A 15,104-nucleotide genomic window follows, 5' to 3' on the forward strand; every position below is an offset into this window, starting at 1 on the left:
GAAGGTCTTTTTCGCTCGTCAGTTCGCCTTGTTGAGCTGCACCATGGCAGCGTAGAGCTGCTTGTCCGTCATTGGCGGCTCGGGGATCGGATGTGCGCGCTCAGCACGGTATCCGTCGAGCATGAGGTAGAGGTGACGCCGCCAGGCATCGGGCGCGGTGAGACTGGTGGCGTCGATCATCCGGCCGTTCGACCAGATCAGATTGACGATGTCGGCCATGGTGAGGTCGGGGCGCACCTCGCCGGCGTCCTGGGCCCGAGTGAGCACATCCTCGATTTGGCGGCACATCTGGTCGTGGATGCGCTCGGTGTCTGCGCTGTCCGGGAATCGGCGGGAGAGAAAGTCATTGAAACCTCGATCGCCGGCCTGAACACGGAACAGGTTCTCCAGGTATGAGACGAAGCCGTTCCATGGATCGTCAATCTCCAGGGCGTTGCTGGCCCCGTCGAGGAACTCCTGCAGCCGCGGCTCGAACGCCGCCAAGATCAGATCCAAGCGGTTGGGGAAGTGGCGATACAGGGTGCCGATGGAGACGCCGGCGTCCCGCGCGATCCTCTCAAGCGAGGCGTCTACACCGCGAGCGGCGAATTCGCGCTGCGCCGCGGCACGGAGCCTGTCGTAATTCTCCTGGGCATCGCGTCGGCGAGGCATCCGTAGCTGCTGGACGTCACCCTTTTTCACCTTCTCATTCTATCTCGGAATAGCTGAGGCACCCCTCCGGTTGCGCTGAACGGAGGGGTGCCTCATCTTGGCATTCCGAAAACAAGAAGGAAAACACATCATGACGACCATCAGCATCATCGGTTCGGGCAACATGGCAGCGGCCATTGGCACGCGAGCGGCCAATCACGGCCACACCGTCGAGATCATGAGTCGCAACAGTGTCAAGGCTCAGGCGCTCGCCGACCAGATCGGCAACGGAACTACTGTCGGCACGTTCGGCGCGAGGCCGGCGGGTGACATCGTCATCCTGGCTATTCTGCACAGCGGCGCGGTTGGTGTGGTCGCGCACTATGGCGATGCGCTGGCCGGCAAGATCCTCGTCGACGTCACCAACCCGTTCAACGCCAACGCAAGCGGAATCGTGACTACCGAGGGCAACTCGATTGCGCAGCAGATCGCCGTCGTCGCGCCGGAGGACGCGCACGTCGTCAAGGCATTCAACATGCTCTTCCGCGGCGTCATAGCCGCAGACAAGCCAGTCGACGTGTTCTTCGCCGGCGACCCTGATGCGCAAGCACCTGTCGCCGCATTCCTGGAGAGCCTGGATATGCGGCCGCGCTACGCGGGAGGACTCGAGATGACCTACATCATCGAGTGGGGGAGCATCCTCCTGATGGGCGTGGCGCGAAACGGCGCTGGCTTCGATATCGCCTTTGCCGCCGAGGCAGTCTGATGGGGAAGCTCGAGGCACTACGGTGGTCTGAACGATTTGGCCGCAGCGTGTCGTCACGTCCACTCAACCAACCTGCCGGGCAGTTCAACTAGGGCAGCTGGGCGTGGCAGCGGCGGATGCGCTCGTGCCACCAGGCGGTGCGGTCGGGCGGCGCGGCATGCTGTTGGAGCAGCCTCTCGCTGACGTCAACGCGCCGCACGGGGATGCTGCCGTTGAGGGGCATGAGGGGGGCATCCGTCACGTCGGCGGCCAGGAGTGCAGCGGTTCCCAGCCCGCAGTCGAACTCGAGGGACGGGAGTGCCGCCGCGAGGTAGGCACCCATCGAGATGCCGACGCTCGTGTCGAGGGCGCTCGAAACGACCACCGGCAGCCCGGCATCGGCCACGATGCGCAGCGCTGCGGCGATGCCGCCGAGGGGCTGCGCCTTGATGACCAGCAGGTCGGCGGCACCCGCGCGGGCGACGGCCAGGGGGTCGGCGGCCTTGCGCACGCTCTCATCGGCGGCAATCGGGATGTCCAGGTAGCGGATGCGACGGCGCAGCTCGACGAGTTCATCCACCGTCGCGCACGGCTGCTCGACGTACTCGAGGTCGAACTCGGCCAGGGCGTGGATCGCGCGCTCGGCCTCGTCCATGGTCCAGCCGCCGTTCGCGTCGACACGCACCCGACCATCCGGCCCGAGGTATTCGCGGGCGGCCCGCACCCTCGCCACATCCTCTGCGAGGGTCTGTGACGGTTCGGCGACCTTTACCTTCACGGTTCGGCAGCCGGGGAATCGGTCGAGCACAGCGGCCACCTGTTCCGGATCGACGGCCGGGAGGGTGGCATTGACCATGACCTGGTCGCGCAGCAGAGCAGGGGAGGGGTTCCATCCGAAGTCGATGGCGGCGGTCAGCCAGGCGACGGCTTCGGCATCCGCATATTCGGTGAACGGTGAGAACTCGGTCCACCCCTCCGGGCCCTCGAACAGCACCGCCTGCCGCACGTCGAGGCCTCGGAACCGGGTGCTGAGGGGAAGGGACACCACGCGGGCAGCTGCCAGCAATTGGTCGAGGGAAGGGATCACCCTTCCAGTCTGACGTGCGGCGCGGGTTAAGCTCTAGCCCATGACCAACCCGCCGACCGAGATGTACCAGCCGGTCGAAGCAGAGGTGCCCGCCCGGAAGCGCCGGAGCGCCCCACGCTGGCTACTCGGGGCCCTTGCCGTGCTGCTGGCCATGGCGGCAGGCGGCCTTCAGATTGCCGGGATCGTGCAGGCGAGCAACCTGAACTGGGAGCGCGGGACGCTGCTCGCCGGGCTCGCCATCGGGGTCTCGGTTGTCGCGTTCGTGGTCGGGCTGGTCGCGGTGACCACGAACCGCGGCAGGCGCCTGGGTATTGCGGCCATGATCGCCGCGGTCGTGGCCAACCCGTTCGTGCTCGCGCAGCTGCTCGGCGCCCTGGGCTGACCCCTCCAGGCGGTGGCCGCGCCGTAGGCTTGCCCCATGGTCTCGGAACTCTTTGACGCGGATGTCTGGCGCACGGTAGATGGCTTCGACGCCCTAACCGACGTCACCTACCACCACGACGTGACAGGGCGGGTCGCGCGCGTCGCGATCGACCGCCCGGAGGTGCGCAACGCGTTCCGCCCGCACACCGTCGACGAGCTGTACCGCACGCTGGACCATGCGCGCCAGAACCCGCGCATCGGCGTCGTGCTGCTCACCGGCAACGGCCCCAGCGCGAAGGATGGCGGCTGGGCGTTCTGCAGCGGTGGCGACCAGCGCATCCGCGGCCGTGATGGGTACCAATACGAGGACGGCACCACCTCGACCGGCCGACTCCACATCCTCGAGGTGCAGCGTCTCATCCGCTTCATGCCGAAGGTGGTCATCGCGGTGGTGCCGGGCTGGGCTGCCGGTGGTGGGCACTCGCTGCATGTCGTCTGCGACCTGACCATCGCCTCCGCCGAGCACGGCAGGTTCAAGCAGACGGATGCCGATGTCGGCTCGTTCGACGCCGGCTACGGCAGCGCGTATTTCGCTCGCCAGATCGGGCAGAAGAACGCTCGCGAGGTTTTCTTCCTGGCGCGGGAGTACAGCGCACAGCGGGCATACGAAATGGGCGCAGTGAACGCCGTCGTGCCGCATGCGGAGCTGGAGGCGACCGCCTACGACTGGGCGAACGAGATCCTCACCAAGTCGCCGACCGCCATCCGCATGCTCAAGTTCGCGTTCAACGCGGTCGACGACGGCCTGGTCGGGCAACAGGTGTTTGCGGGCGAAGCCACCCGGCTCGCCTACGGCACGGATGAGGCGGTGGAGGGGCGCGACTCGTTCCTTCAGAAGCGCGAGCCGGATTGGTCGCCGTACCCCTGGCAGTTCTGAGAAGCGTCGCGCAAAGGGAGGAGAAAGTGCAGGTTCAGCCGAAGAAAGTCCTCCTTTCCGTGCAGTTGTCGCAAAGGGTCCCTCAATCGCGCGCGGAGCATGGGCGCCGGTCGCGCAACTCGGAGGGGGGACTGTGACGCGGCAACTGCGGGTGGTCGACGGCGGAGATTCGCACGCCGTGTTCGAGGCGCTGCGCGACGCGCTCGCCGGTGGGCCGGCCGTGCTGCCGCACCCCGGTGTCCCTGAGGGTGTGCCGGCCAGCGTCCGGAAGCGGGTCGCCGTCGTTGTCGAGACCAGCGGGTCGACCGGTCGACCCAAGCGGGTGGCGTTGGGGGCGGATGCCCTCCTCGCGAGCTCGGCAGCGTCAGAGTCGGCGCTGGGTGGACGCGGCACCTGGCTGCTGGCCCTGCCGGCGCACTACATCGCGGGCATCAACGTGCTGACGCGTTCGCTTGCGGCCGAGACGGAACCGGTGATGATGCCGGCCGGACGCTTCGACCCGTTCGCGTTGGCCGTCGCAGCCGAGACTTTTCCGGCCAGGACACCGGATGCACCGGGCCGATTCACCTCCCTGGTCCCGTCCCAGCTGGCGCGGCTCCTCGAAGTGGACGAACTGCTGGACGTGCTGCGCGACTTCGACCGGATCCTCGTCGGCGGGCAGGCCATGCCGCAGCAACTCCTGGTGAAATCGCTCGAGGCCGGCCTGAACGTGACCCGGACCTACGGGTCGAGCGAAACCTCGGGCGGCTGCGTGTACGACGGGCGCGCGCTCTCCGGAGTGCGCGTGGCGGTGACCGACGGGCAGGTCGAGCTCGGCGGGCCGACCCTGGCCGAAGGGTACCTGGGCGACCAGGAGCGAACGGATGCTGCCTTCTTCGTCAGGGACGGCATCCGCTGGTATCGCACCGGGGACACCGGGGAAATAGTCGACGGAGTTCTGCGGGTGACCGGGCGGCTCGATGACCTGATCAAGTCCGGCGGCATCACGGTGTCGCTGGCCAGGGTGGAGCGCGCCGTCCGCGCTCTGCCAGGGCTTGGCGAGGCCGTGGTGGTCGCCGCGCCGAGCGATCGCTGGGGGTTCGTCCCCGTCGTCGTCTCCCTGGTGGACGCCGAACTGGAACAGGTGCGAGCAGCCGTGGCCGGTGAACTCGGTGCACCGGCACGGCCCGAACGCATCATCGTCGTAGCGGAGATCCCGCACCTCCCATCGGGCAAGGCGGACCGCGCCGCATTGGGCCGGCTCGTGGCCGAGCATCCGTAGTCCCCTAGAATCCTGAACGTGGGCAACCCGAAACAGCAGAGAATCGATCCGGCCAGGACGGCTGCAGCCGCCCGGGCGAAGAAGTCGCGCGAGCACGAAAAGGGGATGCGGCCCCCGGTGCAGAAACCCGAGAAGCCGAAGCCCGTGCAGGCGCAGGCCAAGGCGAAGAAGAAGGGCGGCAGGCCCGGTGGGCCGGTGTTGCCGCCGAACGCCAAGATGAAGCCGGCAACGCTCGGTGACTGGGTGGATGGCGCCCGCATCCGCACCCTCCCACTGGCGATCGCACCGGTCGCCCTCGGAGTCGCGACGGCGTACCTGGTGCGTCCAGAGTGGCAGTGGCTGCTGATCGGGCTCTGCTTCGCGGTCGCCATCCTGCTGCAGGTCGCCGTGAATTATGCCAACGACTACTCCGACGGCATTCGCGGCACCGATCGTCACCGTGTCGGCCCGTCGCGCCTGACCGGCTCGGGGGCGGCTCGTCCCCGCACCGTCCTCACCGTGGCGCTGGTCTTCTTCGGACTGGCCGCCGTGGCAGGTCTCGCCATCATCGTCGTCACCGGGTACTGGTGGCTGCTGGCCGTGGGAGCAGCAGCCCTGCTGGCCGGGTGGTTCTACACCGGCGGTAAGCATCCGTACGGCTACTACGGGCTCGGTGAAGTGTTCGTCTTCGTGTTCTTCGGACTGGTCGCCGCCGCCGGCACCATGTACGTGCTGGTGGGTGCGGTCAGCCTCGAGGGCTGGCTGGTAGGAGTCATCAGCGGCCTGCTGGCCTGCTCGGTGCTCATGATCAACAACGTTCGGGATCTCGAACAGGACCACGGAGCAGGCAAACGCACCCTCGCCGTGCTGATGGGCAGCATGCCGTCGCGCATCGCGTTCTCGGTGCTGCTACTGGTGCCCTTCGTGATCCTGGGCTACTTCATGCTGTTGTTCGACAACGCCCTGTACGTCTACTTCGCATTGCTGGCAGCCGTGCCGGCAGCGGTCATCGCGCTCACCGGGAAGACCCCGCACGAATTCCTGCTCGCCCTGCGTCTCGCCAGCCTGACCGCCCTGTTATTCGGGCTCGGCCTGGCCGCGGTGATCATCTTCTAGGGTTGCTGCCTAGAACTTGTCCTCGGTGGCCGAACGATCGAGCATCGCATTCTCGGCGTCGCTGTCCAGGTCGACACCAGCGGCCTGGCGGCGCTCATGGATGTCCCTGGCAAGCGCGTCGCGCGGCTCGCTGAAGAAGATGTAGGAGATCGCGAACGCGACGACGGTGGCGACGATCGCGGCCGCCCACCACTCCAGCCCGAGCAGGAGCATGGCCGCCAGCGCGGCGGCGAACAGGCCCACGCGGAACAGCGAGTACAGGATCCAACGGGTTGACGACTTCACAAGGGTGCAGTTTACGTTCGCTAGCTGTGAGCGAGACTGGCCTTGGCTGGGAAATGCCACGGCGCCGAACATCCGCCGAAGGTTTAGACTGGGACCATGGCCAAACTCCTGTTCGCGCTCTCCGTGGTAGGGTTCGTCGTCTGGGTCTACACCCTCGTCGACACCATCCGCACGGATGAATCGCGCGTGCGCGGCCTCCCCAAGATCGCCTGGGTCTTCGTCGTCATTCTCCTGCCGCTGGTCGGCAGCGTGCTGTGGTTCCTGATCGGCAAGGAGCGGCGCAACCGCATTGCACCGCGGCCGGCGTCGCAACAGCGCGCTCCGGATGATGACCCCGCCTTCCTGGGGAAGATCGGCATGGAGCAGGACCGCGAGAAGCGCATCCGCCGTCTCGAGGAGCGCCTCGCCGAGCTGGATGACGACACCAACAACCAGAAAGACTGATGGCGGGCGGGCCCACCGAGGGCAGCTCCGCGGCGACCGACTTCTCGGTCACGTTGCTGGCTGAGTTCCTGCGGCTCGGGGTGCGCGACGTGGTTCTCAGCCCCGGATCGCGCTCACAGGCTCTCGCCCTCGCGGCCGCAGAGTTCGAGAAGGCCGGGCGACTGCGCCTGCACGTGCGCATCGATGAGCGGGTCGCCGGGTTCCTCGCTCTGGGGCTCGCCGTCGAAAGCGGGCTGCCCGTTGCCGTGATCACCACCTCCGGGACGGCGGTCGCGAACCTCCACCCGGCGGTGCTCGAGGCTCATCATTCGGGTGTCCCGCTGATCCTGCTCACGGCGGACCGCCCGGCGGAGTTGCGCGGCATCGGCTCGAACCAGACGACGCAGCAGCACGGGTTGTTCGGTACCGGCATCCGCTTCATCCGCGACATCGAGGCGCCCAGCTATGGCGGACACGACCGGGACAACGTGGCCGAGCTGGTGCGCGAGACCGTCGCGGCCGCGATGGGTCACTCGGGGCCGCGCGGCCCGGTGCACCTGAACCTGGCCTTCCGCGAGCCGCTCTCCGGCGTGGTCGGGCCCCTTCCCCCCGCAGCGCCCTCCCCCTCCGCCGAAGTGCCCGTTCCGGAGAGAAGTGCCCCGCGGAACAGCCACTATTCTCCGGAACGGGCACTTTCGAGGGTCGCTGCGGCACCGCACACCGTGGTCATCGCCGGCCACGCGGCCGGGGAACAGGCGGAGGCCGCAGCCCGGGCCCTCGGGGCGCCGCTGCTCGCCGAGGTGTCGAGTGGGGCCCGGTTCGGTCCCAACCTCGTCGTTGCGTACCGCGAACTGCTGAACGACCCGGACTTCGGTGGCCGCATCGAGCGAGTCATCGTGTTCGGGCATCCGACCCTCACTCGTGAAGTTCCTGCCCTCGTTGCTCGCGCCGGAGTGGACACCGTCGTCGTTCTGAGCTGGGGAGCGGATGCCTACAACCCAGGGCACGCGGTCGGCACCTTCACCAGTGCGGTCGAGGTCAACGGCGAACCGGACCAGGACCGATCATGGGTCGGCGGCTGGGTGCACGCCAGCCGGGCGATCGTCGAAGCCGGCGACGACTCACTCCGCGTCGACGCCCCGGATGCGGTCGACGGCAGCGTCACCCCCGAGTTCCAGCGGCAGACTCTCGCCGCACTCCGTGCCCCGGTCACCCGCCGGTCGCTTGCCCGATCGGTGTGGCAGGCGAGCTGGCCGCACGACCGCCTGGTGCTGGCGGCATCCCGCCTCATCCGCGAATTGGATCGGGTGGCCCCCGGTAAGAAGATCACCGTGCACGCCAACCGCGGCCTGGCCGGGATCGACGGCACTATCGCGACCGCCGTCGGTGTGGCCCTCGCCCGCCAGGACGAACCGGGTGCGGGCGTCACCCGCGTGCTGGTCGGCGACCTTGCGTTGCTGCACGACGTCGGTTCCCTGCACTTCGGCGCCGGGGAGCCGCGACCCAGAATGCAGGTCATCGTCGGCAACGACGGCGGCGGCACGATCTTCGATGAGCTCGAAGTGGCCGAGACCGCCCCGGCCGACAGCTTCGACCGGGTGCTCTACACGCAGCACACCGCCGACCTGTCGGCCATCGCCGCCGCCTATGGGTGGCGCTACCTGCTGGTCTCGAATCGGAGCGAGCTGGACCAGGCGCTTACCGCATCCGACGGCCAGGTGCTGATCGAGGTTCCGCTCCCGCGAGACTGAGTCACCTGAGCCGCTAGTGTCGTGACCATGGACGTGCAGGGACTCTTGGACGACATCCGCGAGTCCCTGACCCCGATGATCGGGCAGGGGAACGTCGCCGACTACATCCCCAGCCTGGCCGGCGTGCACCCGGCAAACTTCGGGATGGCCGTGGTGATGCCGGATGGTCAGGCGTTCGGCACCGGGGACTGGGAGAAGCCATTCTCGATCCAGAGCATCTCGAAGCTGTTCACCCTCGCGATGGCGTACGCGGTCGACGGCGACCAGCTCTGGCAGCGGGTGTCCCGCGAGCCGTCGGGCGACCCGTTCAACTCGCTGGCGCAGCTGGAACTGCAGGACGGCATCCCGCGCAACCCGTTCATCAACTCCGGGGCGATCGTGGTGGCCGACCGGCTGCTCAGCATCACCGGCGGGCACACCGCGGGCCTGCTCGACTTCCTCCGCACCGAGAGCGGGAACACGGCGATTGCCGCGAACCTGGAAATCGCGGCGTCCGAGGCCGAGCACGGCTACCGCAACGCGGCCATCGCCAACCTGCTGGCCAGCTACGGCAACTTGGACAACACCGTGCAGGAAGTCCTCGACGAGTACTTCTGGCAGTGCTCGATCGAAGCCAGCTGCCGCGACCTGGCGACTGCCGGCGGCTTCCTCACCAGGGGCGGCATCCGCTCCGACGGCACACGGATGCTCACCCCCAGTGAGGCGAAACGGATCAACGCGATCATGCTCACCTGCGGAACCTACGACGCCGCCGGGGAGTTCGCCTACCGGGTCGGGCTGCCGGCGAAGAGCGGTGTCGGCGGCGGGATTCTCGCCGTGGTGCCGGGCCGTTGCACCATCTGCGTGTGGAGTCCGGGGCTCGACGCGAAGGGCAACTCGCTGGTCGGCACCGCCGCGCTCGACGAGTTCACCACCCGCACCGGCTGGTCGATCTTCTAGCCTCTGCCCGGGATCGGTACGCCACTTCGCGAATACCCAAGCCGAGGAAGCTGCCGCGGGCTACCATCGGCGCATGGCGGATCGCGACGACGCAGAGGGCAATTGGGCGGGCGAACCGGAGACTCTGCTGCGGGTCAGCCAGGGCTTCCAGCTGAATCAGGTCGACCCATCGTCGACCCCCGGCTACGACGGGGACGACAAGGATGCCGCCAGGGAGCTGCGACGCAACGAGGACGAGCTCGGCGATCTGCAGGAGCGGCTATATGCCGAAAGCAAGGCGGGCGGCACGCGTCGGTTGCTGCTGGTGCTGCAAGCCATGGACACCGCGGGCAAGGGCGGCGTCATCCGTCACGTCGTCGGCGGTGTCGACCCGCAGGGGGTGAAGATCCACGCGTTCAAGGCGCCGACGGAGGAAGAGAAGCAGCACGACTTCCTGTGGCGGGTGCGCCGTCAGCTGCCGCCGGCCGGAAGCATCGGCGTCTTCGACCGCTCGCACTACGAGGATGTGCTGATCCACCGGGTGCGCGAATTCTCGAGCCCGGAAGTGATCGAGGAACGCTACGGGCTCATCACCGAGTTCGAGCAGGACCTCGTCGCAGCCGACACCACCATCATCAAGGTCATGCTGCACATCAGCGCCGCCGAGCAGAAATCCCGGTTGCAGGAACGCCTCGATCGCCCGGACAAGCACTGGAAGTACAACCCGGGCGACGTGGACGAGCGGATGCTCTGGCCGGCCTACATGGACGCGTACCAGCTCGCACTGGAGCGCACGTCGACCGACCCGGCTCCCTGGTTCGTCGTGCCGGCCGACCACAAGTGGTACGCGCGAGTGGCAGTGCAGCGCCTCCTGCTGACCGCGCTCCGGAGGCTGGACCCGCAGTGGCCGCCGGCCGATTTCGACGTGGAGACGGAGAAGGCGCGGTTGGCCGCCACTGAGTAGCGGTCACCCGGCTCGGCTAGTCGGCGGGCGGGGCGAACGCGTCCACGATCGGCCGGAACTTCATCCGCGTCTCCACCAGCTCGTGCTCGGGGTCCGAGTCGACCACGATTCCGGCGCCGGCCCAGGCGGTGATCCGGCCGTCTTCAGAGACCTGGGCGCAGCGCAATGCGATCGCCCACTCGCCGTCGCCATCCGCCCCCACCCAGCCAACCGGCCCGGAATACCGGCCGCGGTCGAACGGCTCCAGCTGCTCGATCAGCGTGACCGCCTCGACGGTCGGCGTGCCGGCGACTGCAGCGGTCGGGTGCAGGCTCGACAGCAGGTCGAGCGAACTCGAGCCGTCGACCAGCACGCCCTCGACGTCGCTGGCCAGGTGCCACAGGTTGGGCAGCTTCAGCGTGAACGGCGTCTCGCTGGCGGTCACCGCCGGGCTGTGCGGGCGAAGCGACGACAGCACGTTCTGCACGGCGAACTCGTGTTCGTCCTGGTCCTTGGTCGAGGTGGCGAGGGCGGATGCCGCCTCCAGGTCGCGGTTGGCGTCCAGACCGCGGGCGGCACTCCCGGCGAGCACGCGCGCGCCGACCGTCCCGCCCCGCACGCTGACCAGGGTCTCCGGGCTGGCGCCGAGAAGACCGTCGACGGCGAACGTCCAGCAGTCCGGGTACCCCTCGGCCAGGGAGACAATCACCGGGCGCTGGTCGGCGCCGGGTGGCACCGTGCCGACCAGGTCGCGGGCGACCACCACCTTGCTCACCTCGCCGGCGCGGATATGCCCGATCGCCGCCTCCACCGCGGCGAGGTAGCCGTCCGGTGTCATCAGGCCGGGAGTCAGTTCGGCGCCGAACGCGTCGCCGACCGGCGCCGGTTGCGGCACCTCGGGGGATGGGAGCTCTTCAACACCGATGCGGGTCATCCAGAAGTCGCTGCCGGAGCGTCCAACCACGACGGAGGGAACGATCAGCACACTCGTCTGGCTCGACCGGGCCGAGAACGTGAACGAGCCGAGGGCGACCAGGCCGCTGCCCGGGATCTGCAGCGGGTCGGTGATGTGCGCCTGGGCGACGAGTTCGCGCCAGGCGGCTGCAGCATCCATCATCCTGCTGGGTCCGGAGAATTCGAGGCGCAACGCCTCACCGAAGCCGGCCATGCCGAAACCGCGACGACGCCACAGCAGCGGGGAGTGATCGGCCAGTAACGAGACGAGGGGTCCGGGGTCGGCGATTCGGCTGGTTTCGGCGGTGAGCGCAGGCAACGGGCGCTCTGGGGTCATCACGAATCAAGCCTACGCGAGCCAAGTAGACTCGCATGGTGGCTACAGCGGACCGGAGCAAGGAACCAGACCAGGTTTCGGCGATGTTCGATGAAGTCGCAAGGCACTACGACCGCACCAACGGTGTGTTGTCGATGGGGGCATCGCCACTGTGGCGGGTCGCCACAGTCAAGGCGATCAACCCCCAGCCCGGCGAACGCATCCTCGACATCGCAGCGGGAACCGGTGCCAGCTCCGCCGCCATTGCGCGTTCAGGAGCGGATGTCGTCTCGCTCGACTTCTCGCCCGGCATGATCGCGGTGGGGCGCCGCAAGCATCCGGACCTCGAGTTCGTTGAAGGCGACGCCACCTCCCTCCCGTTCGCCGACGGGGAGTTCGACGCGGTCACCATCTCGTTCGGGCTGCGCAACGTCAAGGAGGCGCGGACCGCTCTCGCCGAGATGTTCCGGGTGCTGAAGCCCGGCGGCCGACTGGTGATCTGCGAGTTCTCGAAGCCGCCGCGCGCCATTTTCCGGGCCGGGTACGGCGCCTACATGCGCTTCGTCATGCCGGCAGTGGTCGAGGCATCCAGCTCCAACCCGGAGGCCTACCGGTACCTGGCGGAGTCCATTGCGGAATGGCCAGACCAGCAGGAGCTGAGCGGCTGGATCCGCGGCGCCGGCTTCACTCGCGTGGCGTACCGCAACCTCACCGCCGGGGTGGTCGCACTCCATCGCGGGCGGAAGCCGGACTCGCCGACAGGCGCCCAACCCGCAGCAACACCCACCACGACTTAGACGATGAGGACCACCCAGTGAACGCGAGCGTGTCCCGTGTCCGCAGAAGCTCCAGGCTCACCAACTCCCTGGGCCTGGGTGACAAGTTCTTCTCCACCGCCGAAGAGCGCCGAGTGGCAGACAGCGTCGAGCGCGGTCTCGAGACGGTGGAGGCCAGGCTCATCAGCGACATGCAGTTCGCCGACGACCTGGCGGATGTCACCAGCCGGTACCTGCTGGACGCAGGCGGAAAGCGCGTGCGGCCGACGTTGACACTTCTCACCGCCCAACTCGGCAACGGCGTGAACGACAACGTCGTCACCGCGGCATCCGCCCTCGAGATCACGCACCTCGCGTCGCTGTACCACGACGACGTGATGGACGAGGCGAACATGCGCCGGGGGGTTCCCAGCGCGCAGTCGGTGTGGGGCAACTCGGTCGCCATCCTCACGGGCGACCTGTTGTTCGCGCGGGCCAGCCGCCTGGTGGCGAGCCTCGGGGAGAAAGCCATCCAGATGCAGGTCGACACCTTCGAGCGGCTGTGCCTGGGGCAGTTGCACGAGACGATCGGGCCGCGGGGTGGCGAAGACCCGATCGAGCACTACCTGCAGGTGCTTGCCGACAAGACCGGCTCCCTGATCGCCGCTGCGGCGCGGGTCGGCCTGGTCTTCTCGGATGCGCCACCCGAGCTGGAGCGTCCGGTGGAGGAGTTCGGCGAGAAGATCGGCGTCGCCTTCCAGCTCATCGACGACGTCATCGACCTGTCCTCGGAGGTCGACACCACGGGCAAGACCCCCGGCACCGACCTGCGTGGCGGGGTGGCCACCCTGCCGGTGCTCTACCTGAAGGAGCTGGCTGAGACGGACGCGGATGCCGCCCGGCTGTATGAACGGGTTCGCCCCGAGGTGGCCAGCACTCACGACAGTGACGACCCGGAGTTCATCCAGGCGATCGCCGAATTGCGGGAGCACCCAGTCACCCGGCGTACGCTCGATGAGGCGCACCGTTGGGCCGACGAAGCCGTTGCAGCCCTCGCCGTCGTGCCCGCTGGGCCGGTCAAGAAGGCGCTCACCCGCTTCGCCGAATCGATCATCGAACGTAGCAGTTAGGAACCAAGCGTGACCAAGCTCAGACTGGCCGTTGTCGGTGCAGGGCCGGCGGGAATCTACGCCGCAGACATCCTGCTCAAGGCGGAAGAGCAGTTCGACGTATCCATCGACCTGTTCGACCAGCTGCCGGCACCCTATGGGCTCGTCCGCTACGGCGTCGCCCCCGACCATCCGCGCATCAAGGGCATCATCAATGCCCTCCGCGACGTGCTCGACCGTGGCAACATCCGCCTGTTCGGCAACGTCCGTTACGGCACCGACCTCACCCTCGATGACCTGAAGCAGCACTACAACGCGGTCGTCTTCGCGACCGGCGCGGTGCGGGATGCCCACCTGGACATCCCCGGGATCGACCTGAACGGCAGTTTCGGCGCCGCGGAGTTCGTGAGCTGGTACGACGGGCATCCGGACTTCCCGCGCACCTGGCCGGTCAACGCGACAGAGGTCGCGGTGATCGGGAACGGCAACGTGGCGCTGGACGTGGCGCGGATGCTGGCCAAGCACCCCGAGGACCTGCTGCCCACCGAGATTCCCGCCAACGTCTACGACGTGCTCAAGGATTCGCCGGTCACCGACGTGCACGTGTTCGGCCGGCGCGGACCGGCCCAGGTCAAGTTCACGCCGCTGGAGTTGCGTGAACTCGGCGAGCTGCGCGATGTCGACATCGTTCTCGACGATGAGGACTTCGTGCTCGATGAGGCGTCGAAGCTGGCGATCGAGACCAACAAGCAGGTCATGGTGCTGAACCGCATCCTGAACTCGTGGCGCGAGCGGGAAGTGGGGCAGGCTTCGCGGCGGCTTCACCTGCATTTCCATTCCCGGCCGGTCGAGATCGTGGGAACGGATGGCGCGGTATCAGGCATCCGCATGGAACGCACCGAGCCGGACGGCCAGGGTGGCGTGCGGGGCACCGGCGAAATCCGCGAGTTCCCGGTGCAGGCCGTCTACCGGGCGGTCGGGTACTTCGGGTCACCGCTGGACGGCATCCCGTTCGACGAGAAGCGCGGTGTCGTGCCCAACCGCGAGGGCCAGGTTCTGGACGACGATGACCAGGAGGTCCCCGGCGTGTACGCGACCGGCTGGATCAAGCGTGGTCCCGTCGGGCTGATCGGCAGTACCAAGTCGGATGCCCTGGAGACGGTGAAGAACCTGCTGCAGGGCCAGGCCGACTGGTGGAGTCCCGCGCATCCGGAGCCCGAGGCGGCGACCGCACTGCTGGACAGCCGCGGGGTGAAGTACACCGACCTGGACGGCTGGCACAACCTCGACGCTCACGAGCGTGCCCTCGGTGAGCCGGAGGGCCGTGAGCGCATCAAGGTCGTGCCCCGCGACGAGATGGTGCAGATCGCCCGCGGCGACTAGCCCGTTCCAACCACCCGTGCGCACGTCGACCACGCGCGCGCACTTCCACTCAGCGCCCACGCTCGCCCTCCAGCTCGACGTGCACTGTTCCGAGCGCATCGATCCGGAAAGTGGCGCTTCACAGTGCCGTGAGCAGCCAGTATCCGGAT

At 67.9% G+C, this 15,104-nt stretch carries 16 protein-coding genes; 12 read left to right on the forward strand and 4 right to left on the reverse strand.

Features of this window, described 5'->3' with window-relative positions; all coding sequences use genetic code 11:
* Positions 1-18 precede the first annotated feature (18 nt).
* On the reverse strand, positions 19-681 hold the full coding sequence (locus tag ACX3PH_RS04315; RefSeq protein ID WP_459089725.1) for a TetR/AcrR family transcriptional regulator: 663 nt from the start codon (positions 679-681) through the stop codon (positions 19-21).
* Positions 682-781: 100 nt separating this feature from the next.
* Between ACX3PH_RS04315 and ACX3PH_RS04320 the strand changes: the two genes are divergently transcribed.
* A complete protein-coding gene (locus ACX3PH_RS04320; RefSeq protein ID WP_459089727.1) occupies positions 782-1,396 on the forward strand; it encodes an NADPH-dependent F420 reductase in 615 nt (204 codons plus the stop codon).
* Positions 1,397-1,484: 88 nt separating this feature from the next.
* Here ACX3PH_RS04320 and ACX3PH_RS04325 read toward each other — a convergent pair whose 3' ends face one another.
* A complete protein-coding gene (locus tag ACX3PH_RS04325) occupies positions 1,485-2,462 on the reverse strand; it encodes an o-succinylbenzoate synthase (RefSeq protein WP_459089729.1) in 978 nt (325 codons plus the stop codon).
* Positions 2,463-2,502: 40 nt separating this feature from the next.
* Between ACX3PH_RS04325 and ACX3PH_RS04330 the strand changes: the two genes are divergently transcribed.
* From ACX3PH_RS04330 to ACX3PH_RS04345, 4 genes are all read left to right on the forward strand, one after another.
* A complete protein-coding gene (locus tag ACX3PH_RS04330) occupies positions 2,503-2,844 on the forward strand; it encodes a hypothetical protein (RefSeq protein ID WP_459089731.1) in 342 nt (113 codons plus the stop codon).
* A 36-nt stretch (positions 2,845-2,880) separates the two neighbouring features.
* A complete protein-coding gene (locus ACX3PH_RS04335; protein ID WP_459089733.1) occupies positions 2,881-3,762 on the forward strand; it encodes a 1,4-dihydroxy-2-naphthoyl-CoA synthase in 882 nt (293 codons plus the stop codon).
* 133 nt (positions 3,763-3,895) lie between these two features.
* On the forward strand, positions 3,896-5,023 hold the full coding sequence (locus ACX3PH_RS04340) for an AMP-binding protein (RefSeq protein WP_459089735.1): 1,128 nt from the start codon (positions 3,896-3,898) through the stop codon (positions 5,021-5,023).
* A gap of 105 nt (positions 5,024-5,128) precedes the next feature.
* Positions 5,129-6,118: a 1,4-dihydroxy-2-naphthoate polyprenyltransferase gene (locus ACX3PH_RS04345; protein ID WP_459089838.1), complete on the forward strand. Its 990-nt coding sequence runs from the start codon at positions 5,129-5,131 to the stop codon at positions 6,116-6,118.
* Positions 6,119-6,127: 9 nt separating this feature from the next.
* Here the strand turns inward: ACX3PH_RS04345 and ACX3PH_RS04350 are convergent, their stop codons facing one another.
* Positions 6,128-6,403 (reverse strand): DUF4229 domain-containing protein, encoded by a 276-nt coding sequence (locus ACX3PH_RS04350; RefSeq protein WP_459089737.1) that lies wholly within the window; start codon positions 6,401-6,403, stop codon positions 6,128-6,130.
* Between the two features lie 96 nt (positions 6,404-6,499).
* On the opposite strand from ACX3PH_RS04350, the gene ACX3PH_RS04355 reads away from it, so the two are divergent.
* From ACX3PH_RS04355 to ACX3PH_RS04370, 4 genes are all read left to right on the forward strand, one after another.
* Positions 6,500-6,847 (forward strand): PLD nuclease N-terminal domain-containing protein, encoded by a 348-nt coding sequence (locus ACX3PH_RS04355; protein WP_459089739.1) that lies wholly within the window; start codon positions 6,500-6,502, stop codon positions 6,845-6,847.
* Positions 6,847-8,577, forward strand: a complete 1,731-nt coding sequence (gene menD / locus ACX3PH_RS04360; RefSeq protein WP_459089741.1) for a 2-succinyl-5-enolpyruvyl-6-hydroxy-3-cyclohexene-1-carboxylic-acid synthase — start codon at positions 6,847-6,849, stop codon at positions 8,575-8,577. The genes ACX3PH_RS04355 and menD overlap by 1 nt, the downstream gene beginning before the upstream one ends.
* A gap of 27 nt (positions 8,578-8,604) precedes the next feature.
* Positions 8,605-9,516: a glutaminase gene (locus ACX3PH_RS04365; RefSeq protein ID WP_459089743.1), complete on the forward strand. Its 912-nt coding sequence runs from the start codon at positions 8,605-8,607 to the stop codon at positions 9,514-9,516.
* Between the two features lie 73 nt (positions 9,517-9,589).
* Positions 9,590-10,459, forward strand: a complete 870-nt coding sequence (locus ACX3PH_RS04370) for a PPK2 family polyphosphate kinase (protein ID WP_459089745.1) — start codon at positions 9,590-9,592, stop codon at positions 10,457-10,459.
* 16 nt (positions 10,460-10,475) lie between these two features.
* Here ACX3PH_RS04370 and ACX3PH_RS04375 read toward each other — a convergent pair whose 3' ends face one another.
* Positions 10,476-11,729, reverse strand: a complete 1,254-nt coding sequence (locus tag ACX3PH_RS04375; RefSeq protein ID WP_459089840.1) for an isochorismate synthase — start codon at positions 11,727-11,729, stop codon at positions 10,476-10,478.
* A gap of 38 nt (positions 11,730-11,767) precedes the next feature.
* Between ACX3PH_RS04375 and ubiE the strand changes: the two genes are divergently transcribed.
* From ubiE to ACX3PH_RS04390, 3 genes are read left to right on the forward strand one after another with little or no spacing between them, the layout of a single operon-like run.
* Positions 11,768-12,505 (forward strand): bifunctional demethylmenaquinone methyltransferase/2-methoxy-6-polyprenyl-1,4-benzoquinol methylase UbiE, encoded by a 738-nt coding sequence (gene ubiE / locus ACX3PH_RS04380; protein ID WP_459089747.1) that lies wholly within the window; start codon positions 11,768-11,770, stop codon positions 12,503-12,505.
* Between the two features lie 17 nt (positions 12,506-12,522).
* Positions 12,523-13,593: a polyprenyl synthetase family protein gene (locus tag ACX3PH_RS04385; protein WP_459089749.1), complete on the forward strand. Its 1,071-nt coding sequence runs from the start codon at positions 12,523-12,525 to the stop codon at positions 13,591-13,593.
* A gap of 9 nt (positions 13,594-13,602) precedes the next feature.
* The gene (locus tag ACX3PH_RS04390; RefSeq protein WP_459089751.1) at positions 13,603-14,955 is read left to right on the forward strand and encodes an FAD-dependent oxidoreductase; all 1,353 of its coding nucleotides are present in this window, start codon (positions 13,603-13,605) and stop codon (positions 14,953-14,955) included.
* Positions 14,956-15,104: the final 149 nt, after the last annotated feature.

Source organism: Homoserinimonas sp. A520 (assembly GCF_054489245.1).

What these genes read in the sequence shown, in the direction of transcription:
- menD (WP_459089741.1), top strand. Translation starts at nt 6,847, where the DNA reads ATGGCGGGCGGGCCCACCGAGGGCAGCTCCGCGGCGACCGACTTCTCG.
- ACX3PH_RS04320 (WP_459089727.1), top strand. Translation starts at nt 782, where the DNA reads ATGACGACCATCAGCATCATCGGTTCGGGCAACATGGCAGCGGCCATT.
- ACX3PH_RS04375 (WP_459089840.1), bottom strand. Translation starts at nt 11,729, where the DNA reads ATGACCCCAGAGCGCCCGTTGCCTGCGCTCACCGCCGAAACCAGCCGA.
- ACX3PH_RS04365 (WP_459089743.1), top strand. Translation starts at nt 8,605, where the DNA reads ATGGACGTGCAGGGACTCTTGGACGACATCCGCGAGTCCCTGACCCCG.
- ACX3PH_RS04335 (WP_459089733.1), top strand. Translation starts at nt 2,881, where the DNA reads ATGGTCTCGGAACTCTTTGACGCGGATGTCTGGCGCACGGTAGATGGC.
- ACX3PH_RS04345 (WP_459089838.1), top strand. Translation starts at nt 5,129, where the DNA reads ATGCGGCCCCCGGTGCAGAAACCCGAGAAGCCGAAGCCCGTGCAGGCG.
- ACX3PH_RS04330 (WP_459089731.1), top strand. Translation starts at nt 2,503, where the DNA reads ATGACCAACCCGCCGACCGAGATGTACCAGCCGGTCGAAGCAGAGGTG.
- ACX3PH_RS04370 (WP_459089745.1), top strand. Translation starts at nt 9,590, where the DNA reads ATGGCGGATCGCGACGACGCAGAGGGCAATTGGGCGGGCGAACCGGAG.
- ACX3PH_RS04355 (WP_459089739.1), top strand. Translation starts at nt 6,500, where the DNA reads ATGGCCAAACTCCTGTTCGCGCTCTCCGTGGTAGGGTTCGTCGTCTGG.